General features: G+C 75.1%; 20 protein-coding genes. 8 read left to right on the top strand and 12 right to left on the bottom strand.

Going from position 1 to position 21,614, the window contains the following annotated elements; all coding sequences use genetic code 11:
* Positions 1-60: 60 nt before the first annotated feature.
* A complete protein-coding gene (locus QWY28_RS10505; RefSeq protein WP_300952485.1) occupies positions 61-714 on the top strand; it encodes a hypothetical protein in 654 nt (217 codons plus the stop codon).
* On the opposite strand, the gene QWY28_RS10500 is transcribed toward QWY28_RS10505, so the two are convergent.
* The gene (locus tag QWY28_RS10500) at positions 711-2,345 is read right to left on the bottom strand and encodes a hypothetical protein (RefSeq protein ID WP_300952484.1); all 1,635 of its coding nucleotides are present in this window, start codon (positions 2,343-2,345) and stop codon (positions 711-713) included. The genes QWY28_RS10505 and QWY28_RS10500 overlap by 4 nt on opposite strands.
* Before the next feature lie 32 nt (positions 2,346-2,377).
* Positions 2,378-3,172, bottom strand: a complete 795-nt coding sequence (locus QWY28_RS10495; protein ID WP_300952483.1) for a crotonase/enoyl-CoA hydratase family protein — start codon at positions 3,170-3,172, stop codon at positions 2,378-2,380.
* 184 nt (positions 3,173-3,356) lie between these two features.
* On the opposite strand from QWY28_RS10495, the gene pgm reads away from it, so the two are divergent.
* The 3 genes from pgm to QWY28_RS10480 all read left to right on the top strand — a co-directional run bounded on the left by pgm (position 3,357) and on the right by QWY28_RS10480 (position 7,174).
* Complete coding sequence (gene pgm, locus QWY28_RS10490) at positions 3,357-4,997, top strand: phosphoglucomutase (alpha-D-glucose-1,6-bisphosphate-dependent) (protein WP_300952482.1); 1,641 nt, start codon at positions 3,357-3,359, stop codon at positions 4,995-4,997.
* 421 nt (positions 4,998-5,418) lie between these two features.
* Positions 5,419-5,817 (top strand): VOC family protein, encoded by a 399-nt coding sequence (locus QWY28_RS10485; RefSeq protein ID WP_300952481.1) that lies wholly within the window; start codon positions 5,419-5,421, stop codon positions 5,815-5,817.
* Between the two features lie 406 nt (positions 5,818-6,223).
* Complete coding sequence (locus QWY28_RS10480) at positions 6,224-7,174, top strand: SMP-30/gluconolactonase/LRE family protein (RefSeq protein ID WP_300952480.1); 951 nt, start codon at positions 6,224-6,226, stop codon at positions 7,172-7,174.
* On the opposite strand, the gene QWY28_RS10475 is transcribed toward QWY28_RS10480, so the two are convergent.
* From QWY28_RS10475 to QWY28_RS10435, 9 genes are read right to left on the bottom strand one after another with little or no spacing between them, the layout of a single operon-like run.
* On the bottom strand, positions 7,131-7,436 hold the full coding sequence (locus QWY28_RS10475) for an AzlD domain-containing protein (protein ID WP_300952479.1): 306 nt from the start codon (positions 7,434-7,436) through the stop codon (positions 7,131-7,133). The two genes, QWY28_RS10480 and QWY28_RS10475, sit on opposite strands and share 44 nt — an antisense overlap.
* A complete protein-coding gene (locus QWY28_RS10470) occupies positions 7,433-8,083 on the bottom strand; it encodes an AzlC family ABC transporter permease (protein ID WP_300952478.1) in 651 nt (216 codons plus the stop codon). The genes QWY28_RS10475 and QWY28_RS10470 overlap by 4 nt, the downstream gene beginning before the upstream one ends.
* A 10-nt stretch (positions 8,084-8,093) precedes the next feature.
* Positions 8,094-8,492, bottom strand: coding sequence for a hypothetical protein (locus tag QWY28_RS10465; protein WP_300952477.1), 399 nt, complete (start codon positions 8,490-8,492; stop codon positions 8,094-8,096).
* Positions 8,493-8,517: 25 nt separating this feature from the next.
* On the bottom strand, positions 8,518-9,507 hold the full coding sequence (locus QWY28_RS10460; protein WP_300952476.1) for an acetylxylan esterase: 990 nt from the start codon (positions 9,505-9,507) through the stop codon (positions 8,518-8,520).
* Positions 9,508-9,510: 3 nt separating this feature from the next.
* Complete coding sequence (locus tag QWY28_RS10455) at positions 9,511-11,817, bottom strand: beta-glucosidase family protein (protein WP_300952475.1); 2,307 nt, start codon at positions 11,815-11,817, stop codon at positions 9,511-9,513.
* Complete coding sequence (locus tag QWY28_RS10450) at positions 11,814-12,896, bottom strand: LacI family DNA-binding transcriptional regulator (RefSeq protein WP_300952474.1); 1,083 nt, start codon at positions 12,894-12,896, stop codon at positions 11,814-11,816. Before QWY28_RS10450 ends, QWY28_RS10455 begins: the two co-directional genes overlap by 4 nt.
* An 11-nt stretch (positions 12,897-12,907) precedes the next feature.
* Positions 12,908-13,810: a carbohydrate ABC transporter permease gene (locus QWY28_RS10445; RefSeq protein ID WP_300952473.1), complete on the bottom strand. Its 903-nt coding sequence runs from the start codon at positions 13,808-13,810 to the stop codon at positions 12,908-12,910.
* On the bottom strand, positions 13,807-14,805 hold the full coding sequence (locus QWY28_RS10440) for a carbohydrate ABC transporter permease (protein ID WP_300952471.1): 999 nt from the start codon (positions 14,803-14,805) through the stop codon (positions 13,807-13,809). Before QWY28_RS10440 ends, QWY28_RS10445 begins: the two co-directional genes overlap by 4 nt.
* A gap of 7 nt (positions 14,806-14,812) precedes the next feature.
* On the bottom strand, positions 14,813-16,105 hold the full coding sequence (locus tag QWY28_RS10435) for an ABC transporter substrate-binding protein (protein ID WP_300952470.1): 1,293 nt from the start codon (positions 16,103-16,105) through the stop codon (positions 14,813-14,815).
* A 115-nt stretch (positions 16,106-16,220) separates the two neighbouring features.
* Between QWY28_RS10435 and QWY28_RS10430 the strand changes: the two genes are divergently transcribed.
* Both QWY28_RS10430 and QWY28_RS10425 read left to right on the top strand, forming a co-directional pair.
* Positions 16,221-17,501, top strand: coding sequence for an endo-1,4-beta-xylanase (locus tag QWY28_RS10430; protein WP_300952469.1), 1,281 nt, complete (start codon positions 16,221-16,223; stop codon positions 17,499-17,501).
* A 12-nt stretch (positions 17,502-17,513) separates the two neighbouring features.
* The gene (locus QWY28_RS10425) at positions 17,514-18,275 is read left to right on the top strand and encodes a Type 1 glutamine amidotransferase-like domain-containing protein (protein ID WP_300952468.1); all 762 of its coding nucleotides are present in this window, start codon (positions 17,514-17,516) and stop codon (positions 18,273-18,275) included.
* 99 nt (positions 18,276-18,374) lie between these two features.
* Here the strand turns inward: QWY28_RS10425 and QWY28_RS10420 are convergent, their stop codons facing one another.
* Positions 18,375-19,235 (bottom strand): helix-turn-helix transcriptional regulator, encoded by an 861-nt coding sequence (locus QWY28_RS10420; protein WP_300952467.1) that lies wholly within the window; start codon positions 19,233-19,235, stop codon positions 18,375-18,377.
* Positions 19,236-19,335: 100 nt separating this feature from the next.
* On the opposite strand from QWY28_RS10420, the gene QWY28_RS10415 reads away from it, so the two are divergent.
* A complete protein-coding gene (locus QWY28_RS10415) occupies positions 19,336-20,208 on the top strand; it encodes an oxidoreductase (RefSeq protein ID WP_300952466.1) in 873 nt (290 codons plus the stop codon).
* 120 nt (positions 20,209-20,328) lie between these two features.
* Positions 20,329-21,585 carry an MFS transporter gene (locus QWY28_RS10410; RefSeq protein WP_300952465.1) on the top strand — a complete coding sequence of 419 codons (1,257 nt, stop codon included), beginning with the start codon at positions 20,329-20,331 and terminating at the stop codon, positions 21,583-21,585.
* Positions 21,586-21,614: the final 29 nt, after the last annotated feature.

Genomic DNA, 21,614 nt, shown 5'->3' with positions numbered 1-21,614 from the left:
TCTCGCCGCGGCCGACCCCCGTCGGATGTGCCGGCGGTGGGCGGCGCCTAGCGTCGGGGCATGCAGGTCTGGGAGCGCACCGTCGACGGCCGCCACCACCGGGTGGAGGCCGAGGGGTCGGTGCGCCGCCGACTGCGGTGGTACGTCGACGGCGAGCCGGTCGCCGAGAAGCGCTCGGCCGAGGACTCCGTCGAGCTCCACGACGAGGACCGGCCCGGGCTCGGCGCGGTCAAGGTGAGGTTCAGCGCGCTCGGCTCGCCCCGCCGGGCGAGCGTGCACGCCGACCACCTCGGCGCGCTCACCGGGGCCGGCGGCATCGACCTCGTGCCCGAGGAGGGCTCACCCGCCGCCAAGCACGAGGCGCGCCTGCTCGCGCACCCGAACCGGTACGCCGCGTGGCAGACCGGCATCGCGGCCGCGGTCGTCCTCGGCCCGTTGCTGCTCGGCCTGCTCTGGCGGCTGCTCGACCCGCTGCTGCCCGACCTGCCGGCCGTCCCTGCGCCCGACCTGCCGTCGATCCCGTGGCCCGACCTCCCGTCGATCCCGTGGCCGGACCTGCCGAGCATCCCGTGGCCCGACCTGCCCGACCGGCCCGCGTGGGTGGACCGCGTCGTCGACGTGCTCGGCTACGTCCTGCCGCTGGCGGTGGCGTTCGCCGTGGCGCGCGGCGAGGTGAACCGCCGCCGCCGGCGCGACGAGCAGCCGCGCGACTAGTCCTCGCGGTCGCGGACGCGGACCATGCCGGCCATCGTGGCGACGTACGCGGAGCCGTCGGGGGCGAGCGTGACGGCGGAGTAGTGGTTGTTGAGCAGGCTGCCGAGGCCGGTGCGGACGCGGTAGGCGGTGCGGCCGGTGCGGACGTCGATCGCGACGAGGTACCAGGCGGCGGCGCCCCAGGGGCTGCTCCGCTTCTCGTAGGCGTAGAGCAGGCCGGTGGCCAGCGACAGCTTCGCCACCGACGTCGGCGCGGCGACGTCGGAGGTCCAGACGGTCTCGCAGGTGCGCTCGCCGTCCTCGCCGGTCACCAGGTCCACCCGCGCGAAGCCGCCCGGCGTGGTGCGCCCGAGGACGGTGCGCCACGGTCCGGAGTAGCCGGCGTTGTTCTCCACCACCACGCCGGTGCCGACCGAGACCAGCGAGTTGTCGGTCGCGCTGGCGTCGTCGGCGAAGACCGCCTCCTGGCACACCAGCTCGCCGCGCCGGGTGCCGTACAGCTGCACGTGCATCCGCGGGCTCGCGTTGTCGGTGATGGCGACGAGCCCGCCCGGCAGGATCGTCGGGGTGGTGCCGCTGCCCTGGGAGACCTGGCCGTCCTTGAGCCGCGAGCCCCGGTCGTACGGCGTGCGCCACCGCACCCGGGGGACGCCCGCCGGCGACACCTCGAGCCGGTAGAGCGCGTGGGTGGTGACGACGTACACCGCTCCGTCGACGTCGGTGGCGAAGGAGTTCGCGACCTCCTCGTCGAGCTCGAGCACGGTCACGTCGCCACTGCCGGGCTCGACGAACCCGACCCGGCCGTCCTGGCTGACGTACCAGATCCGGCCCTGCCAGTCCGGCAGCACCGCGATCAGGCAGTCGTCGGCCGGCAGCCGCCCGGACAGGTCGTAGGTCGCCTCGGTGGTCAGGTCGGGGTCGCCGTCGGCGTCGGAGGTGCCGACGACGAGCACGCGGCGGTCGGTGGTGGCGACGACCGCCCGGTCCTCGGCGTCGAGGTAGAAGTAGGCGCCCGCGCAGAGGTTCTCCCACGGCTGCTTGCCCTCGACGTCGGGCCGGTCCGGCAGGTCCTTGGTGACCAGCGGCCGCAGCGTCTCGGGGTCGATGACGTGCATCCGCGGGCCCGCCAGGTCCCCGCAGAGCGCGACGAGCCGTTCGTGGCGGTCGAAGGCGAGGGTGGCGCACTCCTCGAGGCCGTACCACGCGGTGCGCACCCGGGGGGACTCACCGAGCGGGCCGGGGTGGACGGTCGCGTCGGTCGCCCAGGCGTCGTGGTGCATCGAGCTGAGGCCGTTCGGGGCGAGGAAGGGGTTCTGCGGCACCTCGAGCTCCCACGGCTGCGGCGTGAAGGGCCGCCCGGTGTAGCCCGGCGTCACCAGCGCGCCCACGCCCGGCGGGACCGGAAGCCGGCCGTCGGGGAGCACCACGACCAGGCCGACCAGCACCGCCACGGCGGCCGCCCAGCCGGCCAGCACCCGCCAGGTCGGCCGCAGCCAGCGGCGTACGCGCGGCACCGCGAGGGCGCCGAGGGCGAGGACGAGCACCCACGGGCCGAGCGCCCAGGTGAGCAGGGCGACCGCGACCAGGGCGATCGTGCGCCGGAACCTCGGCCCGGACCCCCCGCCCCTCACGGAGGTCGAGCCTAGGGTCCGGCGGCGGCGCCTCAGGGCCGGACGCGCGGGCCGAAGGTCGCGCTGACGCCCTTGAACGCCGCCGCGCGGGCCGCCGCGGTGTTGCGGAGGAACAGCAGCTGGGCCTGCTCGAGCCGCTCGAGCGCGAAGGTACGCCGCGCGCTCCGCGTCGTCGCGCCCTCGATGAGCCGCTTCGCCGCGGCCAGCTGGTCCGGCGAGCGCGTGGCCAGCCTGCGGGCCAGCGCGGTGGCCGCCTCCACGGGCTCGGGCGCCAGCTCGGTGACCAGCCCGAGGTCGTGCGCCTCCTTGCCGCTGACGACCTCGGCGGTCATCGTCAGCAGCTTGGCGGTGTCCGGTCCGACCAGCTCGGTCAGCGACCGGATGCCGGTCATGTCCGGGATGATCCCCCACTTGCCCTCGAGGACCGCCCAGCGCGAGTCCGGCGCGGCCACCCGGAAGTCGGCCGCGAGCGCGATCTGCAGGCCACCGCCGAGGCAGTGCCCGTGCACGGCGGCGACGACCGGCACCGGCAGGCGACGCCACGCCCAGCACGCCTCCTGGAAGGTGTTCGTCCCCCGCCACGGCACCGGCAGGAACGCCGGCACGATGGCGGCCGGCCGGCGCAGCACGGTCGCGAAGTCCAGGCCCGCGCAGAACGCGTCGCCCTCCCCGGCGAGCACCACCGCGCGGACCGACCGGTCCCGCCGCAGGCGGTGCGCGGTCGCCGCCAGCTCGGCCAGGATGGGCAGCGTCAGCGCGTTGAGCTTGTCCGGTCGGGCCAGCCGCACCTGGGCGATGCCGTCCTCGACGGTGCACGTCACGGTCATGTCCCGATCCTAGGGAGCGGCTCGCCGGACCCGGATGTGGCCGCAGCGCTCCGGGCCGGGTATCTTGTGCACGTCACGGCCGCTGGTGCCCCCTCGTCGTCCCCCCACGTGCGAGGAACACCGGCGGCCGTGACGCTTTCCCGGGACCGGTTGCCACGGCACCGGGATGGGCAATGATCACGACGTGGCCGACCAGCGCGCGGGACAGCCCGCGGACCCCCGTGACCTCGTCGACGTGGCGCACCTCGTCACCGCCTACTACACCGGCGTGCCCGACCCCGACGACGTCGCGCAGCAGGTCGCCTTCGGCACCAGCGGGCACCGCGGCACGTCGCTGTCCACCTCGTTCAACGAGGCGCACATCCTCGCCACGACCCAGGCGATCTGCGACCACCGGCGCGAGCAGGGGTACGACGGGCCGCTGTTCCTCGGTCGTGACACCCACGCGCTGTCGGAGCCGGCCTGGACCTCGGCGCTGGAGGTGCTGGTCGCCAACGACGTCACCGTGCTCGTCGACTCCCGCGACGGCTACACGCCGACGCCCGCCGTCTCGCACGCGATCCTCCGCGCCAACGGCGGGCGCACCACCGGTGCCGGGCTCGCCGACGGCATCGTGGTCACCCCCTCGCACAACCCGCCCACCGACGGCGGCTTCAAGTACAACCCGCCGCACGGCGGCCCCGCGGGCAGCGACGCCACCTCGGCGATCGCCGCGCGGGCCAACGAGCTGATCGCCAGCGGGCTCGGCGACGTACGCCGCGTGCCGTTCGCGCGCGCCCGCGCCACGGCCGGCTCCTACGACTTCCTCGGCACCTACGTCGACGACCTGCCCTCGGTGGTCGACGTCGAGGCGATCCGGCAGGCCGGCGTGCGGATCGGCGCGGACCCGCTCGGCGGCGCGTCCGTGGCGTACTGGTCGGAGATCGCCGACCGCCACGGCCTCGACCTGACCGTCGTCAACCCGCTCGTCGACCCCACCTGGCGCTTCATGACCCTCGACTGGGACGGGAAGATCCGGATGGACTGCTCCTCGCCCCACGCGATGGCCTCGCTGATCGAGCGGCGGGCGGACTACGACGTCTCCACCGGCAACGACGCCGACGCCGACCGGCACGGGATCGTCACGCCCGACGCCGGGCTGATGAACCCCAACCACTTCCTGGCCGTCGCCATCGGCCACCTCTTCGGCGGCGCGCGGCCCGGGTGGCCCGAGGGGGCGCGGATCGGCAAGACGCTGGTGTCGTCCTCGATGATCGACCGGGTCGCGGCGTCGCTCGGCCGCCCGATGGTCGAGGTCCCTGTCGGGTTCAAGTGGTTCGTGCCGGGACTGGTCGACGGCTCGTTCGGCTTCGGCGGCGAGGAGTCGGCGGGCGCGTCGTTCCTGCGGATGGACGGCAGCGCCTGGACCACCGACAAGGACGGCATCATCCTCGCGCTGCTCGCCTCCGAGATCGTCGCCCGCACCGGCCGGTCCCCCTCCGAGCACTACGCCGACCTCGTCGCCGCGCACGGCGAGCCGGCGTACGCCCGCATCGACGCACCCGCCACCCGCGAGCAGAAGGCGGCCCTGTCGGCGCTCTCCGCCGACGACGTCACCGCCACCGAGCTCGCCGGCGAGCCGATCACCGCCACGCTCACCGAGGCGCCCGGCAACGGCGCCGCGATCGGCGGGCTCAAGGTGACCACCTCCTCGGCCTGGTTCGCCGCGCGGCCGTCCGGCACCGAGGACGTCTACAAGGTGTACGCCGAGTCCTTCCGCGGGCCCGAGCACCTCGCGCAGGTGCAGGAGGAGGCGCAGGCGCTCGTCACCGCCGCGCTGGGCTGATCCGGCTCGTCCAGGCGCCCACGGCGTCGGCGACGGAGTCGATCATGCAGGCGCTGCCGCCGGCGCGAGCCGGCGTCGGGTCCTCCTCGGGCTTCGGCGCGCGCCGAGCCGCGAGCGCGTTCCCGGCCACCGGTCGCGCGGAGGAGGCGGGCGACTCCGTGCACGTCGCGCGGGTCGTCGCCGGCGGCGACCCGTCCCTGCCCACCGCGGTGCAGGACTCGTTCCTCCCCCGGGCTGTCCGTCGGGTGCCTCACGGTCGCGGCGGTTCGCCTCCTCGGGGTCCTCGCCGGCGTGGTCGCCCCGCCCGGCCGGAGTTCGTGCCGCCGTCCGCCGGGGCGCGGGGGACGTCGAGGCTGCCGGGACGGCGGGGACCGGGTCCCACTCCGGACGTGACGTCGGCGGTGCCGCCTAGCGTGCGGCCATGACCACACCTGCAACCAGCTCGCCCGCCACGATCAGCCTCGGCGCCGTCAACGTCGCCGCCCACGACCCCGAGCGTCTCGGCGCCTTCTGGTCGACGGTCCTCGGCGCACCCTCGACCTCGCCGATGCCGGGCCTGGTGATCCTGCCGCCGACGCCCGGCGGGTTCGGGATGATGTTCATGCAGCGCACCGACGAGTCCGGCAGCACCGTGCACCTCGACCTCACGGTGCCGTGGGGCGAGCGCGCGGCGGAGGTGGAGCGGCTCGTCGCCGCCGGGGCCGAGCACCGGTGGGACGTGCTCGACGAGGTGCCGTGGGTCCGGTGGACGACCCTGGGCGACCCGGAGGGCAACCTCTTCTGCCTCGGCGAGCACCCCCCGGGCGAGCCGACCGCCTGAGCGCAGCGCGCCGGGCGCCACCGCGGCGCGCGCAGGCCGTGCACCCGCTCGGCGTGGTGGACCCGCTGCTGCCCCGCCCCGGTCACGACGCGCGGTCAGACGCTTCGGCGATCTCACCCTCAGCGCGGAGAAGCCCTTCACGAGCTCGCTCTGCACACCGTCGACCTGTGCCGATCGACGACCGCCCCTGGCGTGCCCGCAACCTCGCACCACCCTGCCGACGCCACCACCGCCTCGAGGCCCACGCCCGACGGCGCTACCGACCCCTCGACCCCGTCACCGACCCCGGCGTCCACCTCTGGACCGACCCCACGGCCGCCACTGCCTCCGCGGCCCCACCGGCACCACCGGCGTCGCCGGACGGTGACCGCCGTTTGACGCTCGGGCTCCCGGGGGACGGGCGGGCATGGGTGGAACCTCCCGCGCGAGCGTGCTGCGCAGCGACTGGCGTCCCCTCGGCCCCGAGCGCCACGGGCTCGGGGAAGGGGCGCGGTTCCTCGACGGCCGGCTGTACTTCGTCGACATCATCGCCGGCCGGCTGCTCCGCGCGGACCCGCGGAGCGACGAGCCGCCACGCGAGCTGGTGCGTCTGGACGTGCCGCTCGGGGCCGTCGCGCTCGCCGAACCGCGCGAGGCGACGGGCGGGGTCCCGGCGTTCATCGCTGCGGCGGGAACCGGGATCGCGCGCCTGGCCCGGTCCGGCGAGCTCGGCTGGTTCGGGCGGCCGGCGGACGGGGGCCCCGTCGAGCGGCGGATGAACGACGCGGCGACCGACCCGTCGGGGCGGTTCTGGGCGACGTCGATGGCATGGGACAGCACGGACGGGGCCGGGGCGCTCCACCGGCTCGAGCCCGACGGGCAGGTCACCACCGTGCTGACCGGGTGCACCGTCCCCAACGGGCCGGTGTTCAGCGCGGACGGCCGCACCATGTGGCTCGCGGACACCCCGCGGTCGGTCATCCTCCGGTACGACGTCGAGCCCGCCACCGGCGACCTGGGCGGGCGGGAGGTGTTCGTCGAGGTGGACGGGACGCCCGACGGCATGACCCTCGACGCCGAGGGCTTCCTCTGGTCGGCGATCCACGGGTCGTCGTGCCTGCACCGCTACCACCCGTCCGGGGACCTCGTCGAGCGGATCGAGGTGCCGGCCCGCCAGCCGACCAGCATCGCGATCAGCGTCGGCGCGCCGCACGTCCTCGTCGTGACCAGCTCGACCGAAGGGCTGGACGAACCGCAGGACCACGACGGCCGCACGCTCGTCGCCGAGGTCTCGGTCGGCGGGCGGCCGCAGCCGACGGCCCGGGCTCACCAGGTCAGGCCAGGGCACGGAGCGAGGCGGTCACCGCGACCGCGGTGAGGACGACGACCAGCAGCGGCAGGCGGCGCCAGATCATCACCCCCGCGACCGCGACCCCGGCAGCGCTGGCGTCGACGTGCAGCCGCTGGCCCTCGCTGAGGGTCGAGGTGACCACGAGGGCTGCGAGGAGCACCGGGGGCAGCAGCGCGATCACCTTCGTCGCGTTCGGAGGCAGCGCCCGCCCGCCCACCAGCACGGGGCCGAACGCCTTGATGAGGGCAGTCGTCACCGCGAGCGCGCCGATCGCCAGCCAGGTGGTCATCGCGCCAGACCCACGAGTGCAGCGGTCCCGGCAGCGAGGACCGGCACCCCGGGCGGGGTGAACGGCACCAGTGCGAGGGCGATCATCGCGCCGGCGAGAGCCACCCCGCGCGACCGGGGGTCCCTCAGCTCCGCGGCGAGCAGCGACAGGAAGAAGACCGGGAACACCACGTCGAGGCCGAACCGGTCGGGGTCGCCCGCCACGTCCCCGAGGAACGCCCCGGCCACGGTGCCGGTGACCCACCCGACGTACTGCGGCACGGTCGCGCCCATCAGCAGGTGCCGGTCGAAGGAGCCGTCCCCCTGGTTGGCGAGCGCCCACGACGGGTCGACCACCGTCTGGCCCTGGAGCGCGCGGCGGCCCGGGCCGCCGCGGAGGGACGGGGCGACCGCGATGCCCATGGCGAGGAACCGGGCGTTCATCAGGCTGCCCGCCAGCACGCTCGGCACCAGGCCGCCGCCGGCACCCAGGATCGCTGCGGCGGCGAACTGCGCCGAGCCGGCGTGGACCACCGCCGACATCACGATCGCCTGGAGTGCGCTGAAGCCGGCCTGCACCGCCAGCACGCCGAACGACATCGCGAGCAGGAAGCCGACCAGCGAGAAGGGCACGCCCGCCCGCAGCCCCCGACGGAACGACTCGCTCATCGGCCGGGCATCAGAGGTGGTCGGGCACGATCAGGGCGTCGGGGTCCTGGCGGGGCGGCACGGCGGCGAGGGCGGCCTGGACGAGGGCGACACGGCCCTTGACGAGGAGCGCGCGGCGGACCCGCCCGACGGAGTCGCCGAGCCGCTCCTCGACGACGCGGGTGACCTCCTCGTCGGTGTAGGCCGGCCGGGTCCCGGGCTCGACGTCGACGTCGGGCAGGCCCACGAGCACCGGGAGCACCTGGTCGCCCAGCGCGTCGAGAAGGCGGAACCGCTGCAGCGTGGTCAGCGCCTGCCACGCCTCGTCGACGTCGCGGCGGCCACGGCGTACGTCCTTGTCCTGCGCGGCGAAGACGGTCTTGGCCGCGCCGGTCAGGGCGGCGGTCAGCTCGTGCTCGGTGAACCTCATCTGCCCTGCCTCGACCCGGGGGACCTCACGGGGCCAGTCTGGCCCCCAGCGCCGACCGCAGCCACGCCACCTGCCGCTGGACGTGGTGCGGACCGCCGCCCTCGTGGTCGTTGAACGGGTAGACCTCGATCTCCGCCGGGCCGGCCCAGGCGTGGTACGCCGCGAACACCGTCGAGGGCGGGCAGGTGCGGTCGCGCAGCGCGACGGAGAACAGCGCGGGTGCGGTCGCCCGGCGCGCGAGCACCGCGGCGTCGACGTACGCCAGCGTGCCGAAGGCCTGCTCGACCCGGTCGCGGTGGGCGGCGAGGTAGCGGACCAGCTCGAGGTACGGGTCGGTCTGCGCGACCGCCGCCGCCCGGCGCACGTCGGCGAGGAACGGCACGTCGACGAGCGCGGCCGCCACCCGCTCCGGCGCCAGCGCGGCCACGGCCGTCGCGAGCGCCCCGCCCTGGCTGGCGCCGGCGACGGCGACCCGGGAGCCATCGACGAGCGGGTGGGCGCACAGCGCGTCGAGGGCGGCGACGGCGTCGGCGTACGCCCGGCGGTAGTAGTAGCCGCCCGGGTCCTCGATCCCGCGCGTGAGGAACCCCGGCTGCGCGGCACCCGAGCCGGCCGGGTCGCCGGTCGCGCCGACCGTCCAGCCGCTGCCCTGGCCGCGGGTGTCGACGACGAGGTGGGCGAGGCCGGCGAGCGCCCACAGGACGTGCTCGTGCGGGAGGCCACGACCGCCGTTGTAGCCCTGGTACTGCACCACCCCCGGCAGCGCGGACCCGTCTCGCAGCGCCGCCGCCGGCAGGTGCAGCCAGGCGCGGACGGGGTGGCCGTCGTGGCCCGCCAGCTCCACCGCCCACGACTCGACGGCCACCAGCCCCGACTCGACGCGGTCGTACGTCGCGTGGGGACCGCGGGCCCGCTGCGGGGCGAGCGTCTCGTCCCAGAACGCGTCCAGGTCGGCCGGCTCGGGCAGCTCGGGCCGGTAGGCCCGCAGCTGCTCCAGCGGCCAGTCGGTCTCCACGGCTCAGCCGCGGACGACGGTGACCGTCGGCTCCAGCACCCGGTCGGGCCCGACCTCCCGCACGGAGCCGGTGAGCCGCAGCTCGACGACCGAGCGGACGTCGCCGCTCGAGGCACCGACCCGCAGCTCGACCGCGCCGGGCTCGACCAGCCGGACCAGGTCGCGTCCGGTGAACGACGTCAGGTCGGCGTGCAGCGCGAACCGCACCTCCGCCCGCTCCCCGGCCGCCAGGTCGACCCGCGCCGCGGCGACCAGCTGCTGCACCGGTCGCACGACCGAGGCCGCCCGGTCGTGGAGGTAGACCTGCACGACCTCCGAGGTCGCCTGCTCGGGGTCGCCGGTGAGCCCGACGACCAGCTCGCAGGCACCGTCGGTGGCCCACTCCGGCCCGCCCACCACCGTCGCGTCGTCCCAGGTCGCCGCGGCCCAGGACTGTCCGTGCCCGAAGGGGAACAGCGGCGTCGGGTCGACCACGCTGACCTCGCTGCGCTGCCCCAGCGCCGAGGCGAGGTACGTCGACGGCTGGGTCGAGCCGGGGCCGGGGAAGGAGACCGGGAGCCGGCCGGTCGGGGCGACCCGGCCCGCGAGCACGTCGGCGACGGCGGTCGCGCCCTCCTCGCCCGGGAAGAAGCCGCACACCAGCGCGGCCAGCCGGTCGACCTGGCGGGTGAGGTCGTAGGGGCGACCGACGAGGAGCACCGCGACGACCGGGGTGCCGGTGGCGAGCAGCGCCTCGAGCAGCTCCTCCTGCCGGCCGGGGAGGGTCAGGTCGGCGACGTCGCAGCCCTCGCCGGAGGTGCCGTTGCCGAAGAGGCCGGCCCGGTCGCCGAGCACGACCACGCAGACGTCGGCGTCGGTGGCGACCGCGGCGGCCTCGGCGATGTCGGCGTCGGAGCCGCCGAGCACGGGGCAGCCGAGGGCGGAGGTGACCTCGAAGGTCTCGGCGAGCGCCTCGCGGACGGTGCGGATCTCCAGGCCGGGCTCGGTGCCGGGGTGGTGCACGAGGACGTGCATCGGGAAGGAGTAGCAGCCGAGCATCGCCTCGGGCGTGTCCGCGCGGGGGCCGACGACCGCGAGCCGCGCACCCGGCGCGAGCGGCAGCGCGTCGCCCTCGTTCGCGAGGAGCACCACCGAGCGGCGGGCCACCTCGAGGGCCATCGCGCGGGCCTCCGGCGGGTCGAGGTCGACGGCGCCGTCCGGGCCGTCGCCCGCCTCGACGGGCGCCCAGCCGGGGTCGAGCAGGCCGAGCTCGCACTTCTGCTGCAGCACGCGGACCAGCGCCCGGTCGACGAGCTTCTCGTCGACCAGCCCGGCGCCGACCGCGGCGAGCAGCGGCTCGCCGTACGCGTTGGTCGAGGGGAGCTCGACGTCGATGCCGGCCTCGAGGGCGAGGCGCGCGGCCTCGTCGAGGTCCTCGGCGACGTGGTGCAGGGACTCGAGGAAGGCGATGGAGAAGTAGTCGGCCACGACCGTGCCCGTGAAGCCGTAGGTGTCGCGCAGCAGCGTGGTGAGCAGCGCGCGGTCGGCGGCGGCGGGGACGCCGTCGGTGTCGGTGTAGGAGTTCATCACCGAGCGGGCGCCGGCGCGCAGGGCCATCTCGAACGGCGGCAGGATCACGTCGGCGAGCTCGCGGGGGCCGAGCGGGACGGGGGCGAGGTTGCGGGCGGCGCGGGAGGCGGAGTAGCCGGCGAAGTGCTTGAGCGTGGCGACGACGCCGGTGCTCTCGAGGCCGCGGACGTAGGCGCTGCCGATGGCGCCGACGAGGTACGGGTCCTCGCCCATGGTCTCCTCGACGCGGCCCCACCGCAGGTCGCGCACGACGTCGAGCACCGGCGCGAGCCCCTGGTGCACGCCCAGGCCGCGCATCGTGGTGCCGATCCGCGCGCCCATCCGCTCGACCAGGTCGGGGTCGAACGTCGCGGCCCAGCACAGCGGGTTGGGGAAGACCGTGGCCTGCCACGCGGCGAGGCCGGTGAGGCACTCCTCGTGCACCTGGGCGGGGATGCCGAACCGGTTGGCCGCGACGACCTGCCGCTGCCGCTCGGCGAGCGAGCGCAGCCCGTCGGCCGGCTCGACCGGGTCGGTGCCGAAGGGGCGGGTCAGCTGGCCCAGGCCGTCGCGGACCAGGTCCTCGAACCGCTGCCCCGCCGCGAGCGCCTCGCGCAGCATCGGCGCCATGTCGCCCACGTCGGGGTCGACCCCCCAGATGCCCGAGAGCTGGGCGACCTTCTCCGCCAGCGTCATCCGGCCCACCAGGTCCGCGACCCGGGCGTCGGTGGGGAGGGAGGTGTCCTGCCAGGGGTCGGTCACGAGACCGCTCCGTTCGAGGTAGGGCCGGCCGGGGCCGCGGTGGAGCGGCGGGTGACCAGCGTGGTGGGGAGGGTGAGCTGGGTGTCGGCGACCGCGGCGCCGTCGAGCAGCGCGAGCAGGAGCGCCACCGCGTCGCGGCCCATCCGGCGGATCGGCTGCTCGACGGTGGTCAGCGGGGGGTCGGAGAGCGCCGACTCGGGGACGTTGTCGAAGCCGATGACCGACAGGTCGCGCGGCACGTCGAGCCCCCGCTCGGCGGCGACCTCCAGGACCGCCAGCGCGGAGAGGTCGTTGGCGCCGAAGACGGCGGTCGGCGGGTCGGGCAGCGCGAGCAGCCGGTGGGCGGCCTCGCGCGCCTGCTCGGCCTCGAACGCGCCGAGCGCCAGCAGCGACTCGTCGACGGGCAGGCCGGCGGCGGCGTGCGCCTCGCGGTAGCCGCGCTCGCGCAGCTGCGCCGAGACCAGGTCCGGGCGACCGGTGACCATCCCGATCCGGGTGTGGCCCAGCCCGAGGAGGTGGTCCACCCCGAGCCGCGCGCCCTGCAGGTTGTCGCCGGCCACGGTGGGCAGGCTCGACCGGCCGGTGTGCGGGTCGACGGCGACGACCGGTCCGTCGTACTGCACGTCGGTGACCGTCGGGGTGACCAGCACCGCGCCGTCGACGAGCGTGCCCATCACCCGGGAGAGGTAGCGCCGCTCCCAGCCGACGTGCTCGTCGACGCGGCCGCCGGCCGAGTAGGCGACCAGCTCGAAGCCGGAGTCGCGGATGGCGTCGGCGGCGCCCTTGAGCACCTCGGTGCTGAACGGCTCGAAGTCCGCGACGAGCACGCCGATGACGTTGGTGCGCCGGTTGCGCAGGCTGCGCGCGACCAGGCTCGCCTCGTAGCCCAGGCGGGTGATGACGCCCGTGACGTGCTGGGCCGTCGCCGGGGACACGCCGTACCGGCCGTTGAGCACCTTGGAGACCGTGGAGACCGAGACCCCGGCCTCGGCGGCGACCTGCTGCATCGTCACGCGGCCCCCGGCACCACCGGGAGCGACGGGCACGCCCGGGTCGTCGGCCTGCTGGTCCAGATCCACCTCGGAGCCCCTCATCCCTTCACCGCGCCCTGCAGGCCGCTGACGATCCGCCGCTGCATGGCCAGGAAGAGCACCAGCGCGGGGATCATGGCGATCGTGGTGAACGCCAGGACGCCGGCGGTGTCGGCCGAGTACTGCGTCGAGTAGTCGGCCACGCCGAGGGGCAGCGTACGCATGTCGTCCTGCAGCAGCAGGAGCGGAAGCAGGTAGGCGTTCCACGAGGCGACGAACGCCAGCACGCCGACCGTCACCAGGCCGGGGGCGACCAGCGGCAGCGCGATGTGGCGGAACACGCCGATCCGCGAGGCGCCGTCGATGAACGCCGCCTCCTCCAGCTCCCGCGGCAGCGCCATGAGGAACGGCCGCAGGATGACCACCGTCGTCGGCAGCGCGAACGCCGCCTGCGGCAGGGCCACGCCCCACCAGGTGTTGCCGAGCTGGAGGTCGCGGGTGATGAGGATGAACAGCGGGATGATCGCCACCGCCACGGGGAAGAGCAGCCCCAGCACGAAGACCATGAACAGCGGCTCGCGCAGCCGGAACCGGTACCGGGCCAGCGGGTAGGCGGCCATCACGCCGGCGACCACGGCCACCGCGGTCGTGATGAGCGCGATGACGGTGGAGTTCAGCGCGTAGCCCCAGAAGTCGCCGTTGGTGACGACCTTCTCGTAGTTGCCGCTCACCCACGGGTCGGGCAGCCCGGCGGGGTCGCGGATCAGCTGCTCGTTGCTGCGGAACCCGCCGAGCGCGCCGTAGACGACCGGCCCGAGGGTGAGCGCCACGACGGCCAGCGCGAGACCGTAGACGAGCGGCCCGCCGCCGCCGAAGGCGCTGCCCTTCTGCCGCGGGGCCCGCCCGGGCGGGCCGTCGGGTGCCGCCGGGGGCGCGTCGAGGGGGGTCTGGAGCGTGGTCATCGTTGGTCTCCTGTGTCCCGGCGCAGGACGAGCACCTGGTAGAGCAGCGCCATCACGAAGGCGATCACGAACAGCACGACCGAGGCGGCGCCGGCGATGCCGTAGTTGCCGCGCTGGGTGCCCTGGCTGACGAGGTACGTCGCCATGGTCGTGGTGGCGTTGGCCGGCCCGCCGCCGGTGAGGATCCACACCATGTCGAAGAGCTGGAGCGAGCCGATCATCGACAGGAACGCCCAGGTGCGGATGGTGGGGCCGAGCAGCGGGAGCGCCACCCGGCGCTGGACCTGCCACCAGCTGGCGCCGTCGAGCTGCGCGGCCTCGTAGAGCTCGTCGGGCACGCCCTGGAGTCCGGCGAGGAAGAGCAGCACGGCGAGGCCGAGGTACTTCCAGGTCAGCACCACGAAGACGGTCCACAGCGCGAGGCCCGGGGTCCCGAGGAAGCCCTGCTCGGGCGGGGTGATGCCGACGGTCGTGAGGATCTCCTCCACCAGGCCGCTGCGCGGTTGGAGGAGCTGGAACCACACGACGCCGGCGATCACCTCGGCCAGGACGTACGGGACGAACACGATCGTGCGGAGCAGCCCGCGGCCGCGGATGCGGCGGTTGAGCAGGACCGCGAGCAGCAGGCCGAGCGGCAGCTGCACCGCGACCGACAGCCCGACGATCGTCAGGTTGTGCACGACCGCGTCCCGGAAGACCGCGTCGCCCAGCACCTGCTCGTAGTTGCGCAGGCCGACGAAGTCGTCCATCGGGCCGAAGCCCTTCCAGCGGAAGAACGACATGCGGACCGCGGAGACGACCGGCCAGACGACGAAGGTCGCCATCAGGGCCAGCGCGGGGGTGACGAACAGCGCGATCTCGAGCCGCTGCCGCCACCGGGAGCTGCCGGGAGGGCTGCCCGGCACCGGGGACCGCCCGGAGGGGTCGCCGGTGCCGTGCTCGCCGACCGGCGCCGCCGCCGGGGTGGCCGCGACGGCGGCGCCGGTGGAAATCACGGGTCGCTCACCCCTCCTGGTCGGCGGCCTGCTGGGTCGCGTCCACGACGTCCTGCGGGGTGGCCTGGTCGGCGAACTGGAGCGCGATCGCGTCGTTCATCGCGCCACCGACCGAGGGGCCGAACAGGGTGTCGAAGAACAGCTGGACGTACGCCGCCTCGTCGCGGACCTGGATGAGGTCGGCCAGCGCCGGGTCGGACAGCGACTCGATCGCGGCGGGGTTGGTCGGCAGGCCCATGTCGTTCTCGGCGAAGCCCTGCTGGACCTCGTCGGAGAACAGGTACTTCACGAAGTCGACGGCCACGTCCGGAGCGGTCTCGGCGACCGCCCACGCGTCGCCGCCGCCGAGCTGGCCGGCCGGGTCGCCCTCGCCGCCCTCGACCTGCGGGAACGGGAACCAGCCGGTCTTCTCGCCCAGGCCCTTCCCGTCGTCGGTGAGGCCCTGCATGACGCCGGGCTCCCAGTGGCCCTGGAGCTCCATGGCGACCTTGCCCGTGGCGAGCAGGCCGGACGCCGAGCTCGCGCCCTCCTGGCCGGGGGTGGTGAGGAAGCCGGGGTTGAACGGCTCGGTCTCGAGGACCTGGTCGACGACCTCGCCGGCCTCGACGAAGCAGGGGTCGGAGAAGTCCATGCTCTCCATGGCGGAGTTCAACGTGTCCTGCGAGCAGGTGCGGACCGCACCGAAGTACCAGTAGTGCGCGGCGGGCCACTTGTCGCCGGCGCCGACCGAGATCGGCGTGATGTCGGCGTCCTTCAGCTGGCCGATGACGTCGACGAGCTCGTCCATCGTCTCCGGCGGAGCCTCGATCCCGGCCTGCTCGAAGAGCTCGGTGTTGTACCAGAACCCGTCGACGCCCACGGAGTACGGGATCGCGTAGGTCTTGCCGTCGACCTGCCAGCCGGCCAGCGTGCCCTCGGCGATCTTCCCGATCTCCTCGGCCGCGTCCTCGGTGAGGTCGCGGGTCATCCCCGCCTCGACGTGGTCGGCGAGCTCGCCGCCGCCGCGCTCCATGTAGACGTCCGGGACGTCACCGCTCTGGAAGCCGGCGGCGAGCTTGTCGACCATGTCCTGGTGCGCCATGGCGGTCACCTGGACGTCGACGCCCGGGTTGGCCTCCTCGAAGTCCTTCGCGACCTGCTCGTAGTAGCCCTTGCCGGGCTCGTTGTTCGAGTTGTGCCACCAGGTGACCGTGTCGGCGTCGCCGCCGGACGACGCGTCGTCGCCGCCGCACGCGCTGGCGGCCAGCAGCATGCTCGCGCTGAGCACGGCGAGCGCCGCGCCTCGAGTCTTCCTCGACATCTGAACCCCTTTGTCCGCCCCACCCTCGGTGATGTGGGTCACAGGACCGTGCCACCGCCGAACCCGACTTGTCAATCGTTGTCGATAACGTTTTCCACGGCTACGGTCGGGCCCCATGACGTCCTCCCTCGAGCACCGTCGCGGCACGGCGACGGTGTCGGTCCGTCGCGCCGACGGCACGCCCCTCGACCGCACGGCGGTGGTCGTCGAGCAGCGTCGGCACGCCGTCGCCTTCGGCTGCATCGGCTTCGACTTCGTGCCGCTCGCGGCGGCGGAGGCCGGGCTGCCGAGCAGCGCGCCGGGAGGTGTCGACGACGTCTTCGGCGGCGCGGGCGCCGAGGCTGCCCGCGAGCTGGCCGACCTGTGGCTCGGCGTCTTCGACACCGCCACGCTGCCGTTCTACTGGGCCGGCTTCGAGCCCGAGCCCGGCCGGCCCGACACCGAGCGGCTGCGCGCCGCAGCCCGGTGGTTCCGCGACCGGGACGTCGCGGTCAAGGGCCACCCGCTCGTGTGGCACACCCTCGCCCCGGACTGGCTGCGCGGGCTGCCGGACGACGAGCTCGAGGCGACGGTCCGCGCGCGGGTCCGCCGTGAGACCGCCGACCTCGCCGGCCTGGTCAGCACCTGGGACGCGATCAACGAGGCGGTGATCATGCCGGTCTTCGCCAACGAGGAGCAGGAGAACGCGATCACCCGGCTGTGCCGCCGGCTCGGCCGCGTGGAGACCGCGCGGCTGGCCTTCGAGGAAGCCCGGGCGGGCGACCCCGCGGCGACGTACGTCCTCAACGACTTCGACATGTCACCGGCCTACGACCGGCTCGTCGAGGAGGTCCTCGCCGCGGGCGTGCGGGTGGACGCCCTCGGCTTGCAGAGCCACATGCACCAGGGCTGGTGGGGCGAGGAGCGGACCCTCGAGGTGCTCGACCGGTTCGCCCGGCACGGGCTGCCGCTGCACCTGACCGAGACCACGCTGCTCTCCGGCGAGCTGATGCCGCCGGAGGTCGAGGACCTCAACGACCACGTGGTCGACGCGTGGCCCTCGACGCCGGAGGGCGAGGAGCGGCAGGCCGCGGAGGTCGTCGCGCACTACCGGACGCTGATGTCGCACCCGGCGGTCGCGGCGGTGACGTACTGGGGGATCACCGACCGCGGCGCCTGGCTCGGCGCCCCAGCCGGCCTGGTCCGCGCCGACGGCACCCCCAAGCCGGCGTACGACGCCCTCCGCTCGCTCGTCCGGGGCGAGTGGTGGCTCGACGCGACCCCGTTGCGCACCGACGACGCGGGGCAGGTCGAGGTCTCCGGCTGGGCGGGCGAGTACGCCGTCTCCGCCGGCGGCGCCACCGCCACCTTCACGCTCCCGCCCGGTGCCTCCGCGGCGGAGGTCGTGCTCGGCTGACACCATCGCGTCATGAGCACCACGATCATGGCCCTGGGCGGCGGCGGCTTCTCGATGGAGCCGGACAACCCGCTGCTCGACGACCACCTGCTCTCGCTGGCCACGCGGCGGCGCGGAGCGGGCGGCCTGCCGCGGGTCTGCTTCGTCGGGACCGCGAGCGGGGACTCCGTCGACTACCAGGACCGGTTCCGCGAGGCGTTCGCCGGTCGGGCGGAGACCAGCACGCTGCCGCTGTTCCGCTACGACGAGATCCCCGGGCTGCCCGAGCAGGACCTGCGCTCCTTCGTCCTCTCCCAGGACGTCGTGTACGTCGGCGGCGGCTCGACCGCGAACCTGCTGGCGCTGTGGCGGCTGCACGGCCTCGACGCGATCCTCCGGGAGGCGGCCGAGGACGGCGTGGTGCTCGCCGGCATCAGCGCCGGGATGAACTGCTGGTTCGAGGGCTCGGTCACCGACTCCTACGGCCCGCTCGCCCCGCTGGCCGACGGCCTCGGCCTCCTGCGCGGGTCGGCGTGCCCGCACTACGACGGCGAGTCCGAGCGGCGCCCGACGTACCTCGACCTCGTCGGCACCCGCCGGCTGCCGTCCGGGTACGCCGCCGACGACGGCTGCGCGCTCGTCTTCCGCGACGGCGAGCTGGTCGAGGCGGTCTCCTCGCGCCCCGACGCGCGGGCCTACCGGGTCCACCTCTCCGGCGACGCGCTGGACGTCGAGGACGGCATGGAGGCGCCCGACGTCGCCGAGTCGCCGGTCGACGTGCGGTTCCTCGGCTGAGCGGCGTTCGTCGGTCCGGCGTCGTGCGCGGTCAGGTGTCGTGCTCGGCCACAATCGCGCAATTGAACGATGGCGACCGGTTACCCGCCGGTAGAGGCGTCAGAACCGCGCAATTGAACGATCGTCGACGCCCCCGACGCCCCCGCCGCCCGCCAGCGAGGACAGCAGCGCGAGCCGCTCGGCGCTGGCGGTGCCGGGCTCGGCGTGGTGGACCACCAGCAGCAGCCCGGCGGAGCCCTCGACGGCGAGCTTGGACATCGCGAGCGTCATCTCCCCGACCTGCGGGTGGTCCAGCCGCACGGTCTTGCCGCGCACCTGCTTGACGTCGTGGCGGGCCCACAGCCGGGCGAAGACCTCGCTGCCGAGCGTGAGCTCGCCGACCAGCTGCGCCACGCGGGGGTCGTCGGCGACGTCGGCGACCCGGCGGCGGAACCCGGCGACCAGGCGCGGCGCGAGGGTCTCCCACGCGGGGTGCAGGTCGCGCTCGGCAGGGTCCAGGAAGAGCGAGCGCAGGCGGTTCTCGCCGACCCGCAGGTTCGGGTTGAGCGCGGTCGCCAGCGGGTTGGCCGCGAGCACGTCGAGCCACTGGCCCTCGACGAACGCCGGCTGACCGAGCACGCCGAGCAGCTGGAGCACCTCGGGCGGCACCGTCTCGGGCCGGAGCCGGACGCTGCGTGGGCGGGGGCGCGGCACGCCGAGCCGGAGCAGGTGGTCGGTGGCGGTCTCGTCGAGCTGCAGCACCCGCGCGATCGCCTCGAGGACCTGCGCGGACGGGTTGCGGTCGCGGCCCTGCTCCAGCCGCAGGTAGTAGTCGGCGCTGATCCCGGCCAGCATCGCGACCTCCTCGCGGCGCAGGCCGGCCACCCGACGTACGCCGCCGGGCGGGAGGCCGACCATCGCCGGCGTCACCTGCTCGCGGCGGGCGCGGAGGTAGTCGCCCAGCCGGTTCTCCTCGCTCACCTCGCCACCGTAGCCCCGGCCGCGGCCGGCTCCCTGGCCCTGCGACCCCCAGGAACAGCGGGACCTTCCCCGCCGCCCGCCCCGGCGCGACCGTGGACGCATGACCACCGACAGCACCCAGCAGACCGCCCTCGGCGGCACCTTCGAGCTCGCGCCGGGCCGCACCGTGCACCGGATGGGGTACGGCGCGATGCAGCTCGCCGGCCCCGGCGTCCTCGGCCCGCCCGCCGACCCCGACGCGGCGCTCGCCGTCCTGCGCGAGGCCCGCGCCCTGGGGATCGACCACGTCGACACCAGCGACTTCTACGGACCGCACGTCACCAACCGGCTCATCCGCGAGGCGCTGCACCCCTACGCCGAGGACCTCGTCGTGGTGACCAAGGTCGGCGGCCGCCGCGACGACACCGGCGCCTGGCTCCCGGCCCAGTCGCCCGAGGAGCTGCGCCGCGGCGTCCTGGACAACCTGGAGAACCTCGGCCTCGAGGCCATCGACGTGGTCAACCTCCGCGTGATGGACGAGCCCGACGCCTCCATCGGCGAGCGGGTCGAGGCGATGGCCGAGCTGCAGCGCGAGGGGCTGGTCGGCCACCTCGGGCTGAGCACCGTCTCGGCTGCTCAGGTCGCCGAGGCGCAGCGGATCGCACCGGTCGTGTGCGTGCAGAACCACTACAACCTGGCCCACCGCGAGGACGACGAGCTCCTCGACGCGCTCGCCGAGCAGGGCGTCGCCTACGTGCCGTACTTCCCGCTCGGCGGGTTCTCGCCGTTGCAGTCCGCGGAGCTCGACACGGTCGCCGCGCGGGTCGGCGCGAGCCCGATGGCCGTCGCGCTGGCCTGGCTGCTCCAGCGCTCGCCGAACGTCCTGCTCATCCCCGGCACCTCCTCGGTGGCGCACCTGCGGCAGAACGTCGCCGCCGCCGACCTGGTGCTCTCCGCCGACGACGTGGCCGCACTGGACCGCATCGGCGGCTGAGCCGTCCGGGATTCCGGCGGCGCCCGAGAGCGGTCGTAGGATCGGGGGCGCAGAGGGTTCAACGCGTTCTCGGAGGTGGGTACGGCGCGTCGTTCCGGCGCACCCGAAAGGCCCTCCTGCGTGACCCCCCTCGCGTCCTACCGTCGACTCCTCGAGCTCGCCGGCCCGGCGTACGTCGTCGTGGCGTTCCTCGGCCGGCTCCCCCTGGCGATGAGCCAGCTCGGCACCCTCCTGCTCGTCTCCACCACGACCGACAGCTACGCGCTCGGCGGCCTCAGCGCCGGCGCCCTCGCGGTCGCCAACGCCGTCGGCGCGCCCGTCGCCGGCGCCGTCGCCGACCGCACCGGCCAGCGCCCGGTCGTCCTGGTCCAGTCCCTCCTCGGCGCCCTCGGCCTGGCCTCGGTCGTCGCGGTGGTCCACGCCGAGGGGTCCTCGGACGCCCTCATCGTGCTCACCGCGGCGGCCACCGGCCTCGTGCTGCCGCAGGTCGGTCCGCTCGCGCGGGTCCGCTGGCGGCCGCTCACCCACGGCACCGGGCCGCTGCAGCGGCGCCTGGTCGACGCGGCGTTCTCCTACGAGGGCGCGGCCGACGAGGCGTCCTTCGCGATCGGCCCGGCGCTCGTCGGCGTCACCGTCGCGGCGGTCTCCCCCGGCGGCGCGCTGCTCCTGGCGGCCGCGCTGCTGGCGGTCTTCGGCACCGCGTTCGCGCTCGACCCCTCCGCGCGGCTCACCCGCCGCGGCGCCACCCCGCTGGCGACCGGCCCGCTCGTCACCGCGGTCTTCGTGGTGCTCGCGCTGGCCCAGGTCTCGATCGGCATGCTGTTCGGCGCGACCCAGACCGGCGCGACGGTCCTCGCGGACGAGTCCGGCCGCCCCGGGCTCGCCGGCCTGGTCCACGCCACGCTCGGCGTCGGCAGCGCGGTGGCGGGCATCGCGACGGCGTACGTCCCCGAGCGCATCGGCCACGAGCGCCGGGCGCTGGTGGCGGCCGGGTCGCTGCTCGTGCTGTCGCTGCCGCTGCTGCTGGCCGACTCGCTGGCCGCCGCGTTCGTCACCGTGCTGCTGCTGGGCTTCGCGGTAGCGCCGTACATGATCGCGGTCTTCTCCCTCGCCGAGCGGGTCGTCCCGCCGGCCCGGGTCGGCGCGGCGATGACGACGCTCGCGAGCGCGACGGGGCTGGGCTACGCGCTCGGCTCGAGCCTCGCAGGCCGGCTCGCCGACGCCGACGGCGCCACCGCGGCGTTCACCGTGACCGTCGGCGCGACCGTCCTCGCCGTCGTCCTGATGACCACGCAGCAGGGCCGCCTGCACCGCGCGGTGCAGGCCGCCGCGGCCGCCACCGCCGAGGCGGACGCCGACGCCCGGGTGGCCGTCTAGCCCCCGGGCCGCACGCCGGCAGGCCGGCC

The sequence above is a fragment of the Nocardioides oceani genome (genome assembly GCF_030412965.1).
Lineage (GTDB): Bacteria > Actinomycetota > Actinomycetes > Propionibacteriales > Nocardioidaceae > Nocardioides > Nocardioides oceani.
The sequence above is the reverse complement of the archived record's forward strand: the minus strand, read 5'-3'. Positions and strand labels throughout refer to the sequence as shown.

Bases quoted from the DNA above. Each gene is read 5' to 3' on its own strand.
- QWY28_RS10445 (WP_300952473.1), bottom strand. From the start codon at position 13,810: ATGACCACGCTCCAGACCCCCCTCGACGCGCCCCCGGCGGCACCCGAC.
- QWY28_RS10505 (WP_300952485.1), top strand. From the start codon at position 61: ATGCAGGTCTGGGAGCGCACCGTCGACGGCCGCCACCACCGGGTGGAG.
- QWY28_RS10430 (WP_300952469.1), top strand. From the start codon at position 16,221: ATGACGTCCTCCCTCGAGCACCGTCGCGGCACGGCGACGGTGTCGGTC.
- QWY28_RS10485 (WP_300952481.1), top strand. From the start codon at position 5,419: ATGACCACACCTGCAACCAGCTCGCCCGCCACGATCAGCCTCGGCGCC.
- QWY28_RS10495 (WP_300952483.1), bottom strand. From the start codon at position 3,172: ATGACCGTGACGTGCACCGTCGAGGACGGCATCGCCCAGGTGCGGCTG.
- QWY28_RS10480 (WP_300952480.1), top strand. From the start codon at position 6,224: ATGGGTGGAACCTCCCGCGCGAGCGTGCTGCGCAGCGACTGGCGTCCC.
- QWY28_RS10425 (WP_300952468.1), top strand. From the start codon at position 17,514: ATGAGCACCACGATCATGGCCCTGGGCGGCGGCGGCTTCTCGATGGAG.
- QWY28_RS10475 (WP_300952479.1), bottom strand. From the start codon at position 7,436: ATGACCACCTGGCTGGCGATCGGCGCGCTCGCGGTGACGACTGCCCTC.
- QWY28_RS10465 (WP_300952477.1), bottom strand. From the start codon at position 8,492: ATGAGGTTCACCGAGCACGAGCTGACCGCCGCCCTGACCGGCGCGGCC.
- QWY28_RS10435 (WP_300952470.1), bottom strand. From the start codon at position 16,105: ATGTCGAGGAAGACTCGAGGCGCGGCGCTCGCCGTGCTCAGCGCGAGC.
- QWY28_RS10415 (WP_300952466.1), top strand. From the start codon at position 19,336: ATGACCACCGACAGCACCCAGCAGACCGCCCTCGGCGGCACCTTCGAG.
- QWY28_RS10470 (WP_300952478.1), bottom strand. From the start codon at position 8,083: ATGAGCGAGTCGTTCCGTCGGGGGCTGCGGGCGGGCGTGCCCTTCTCG.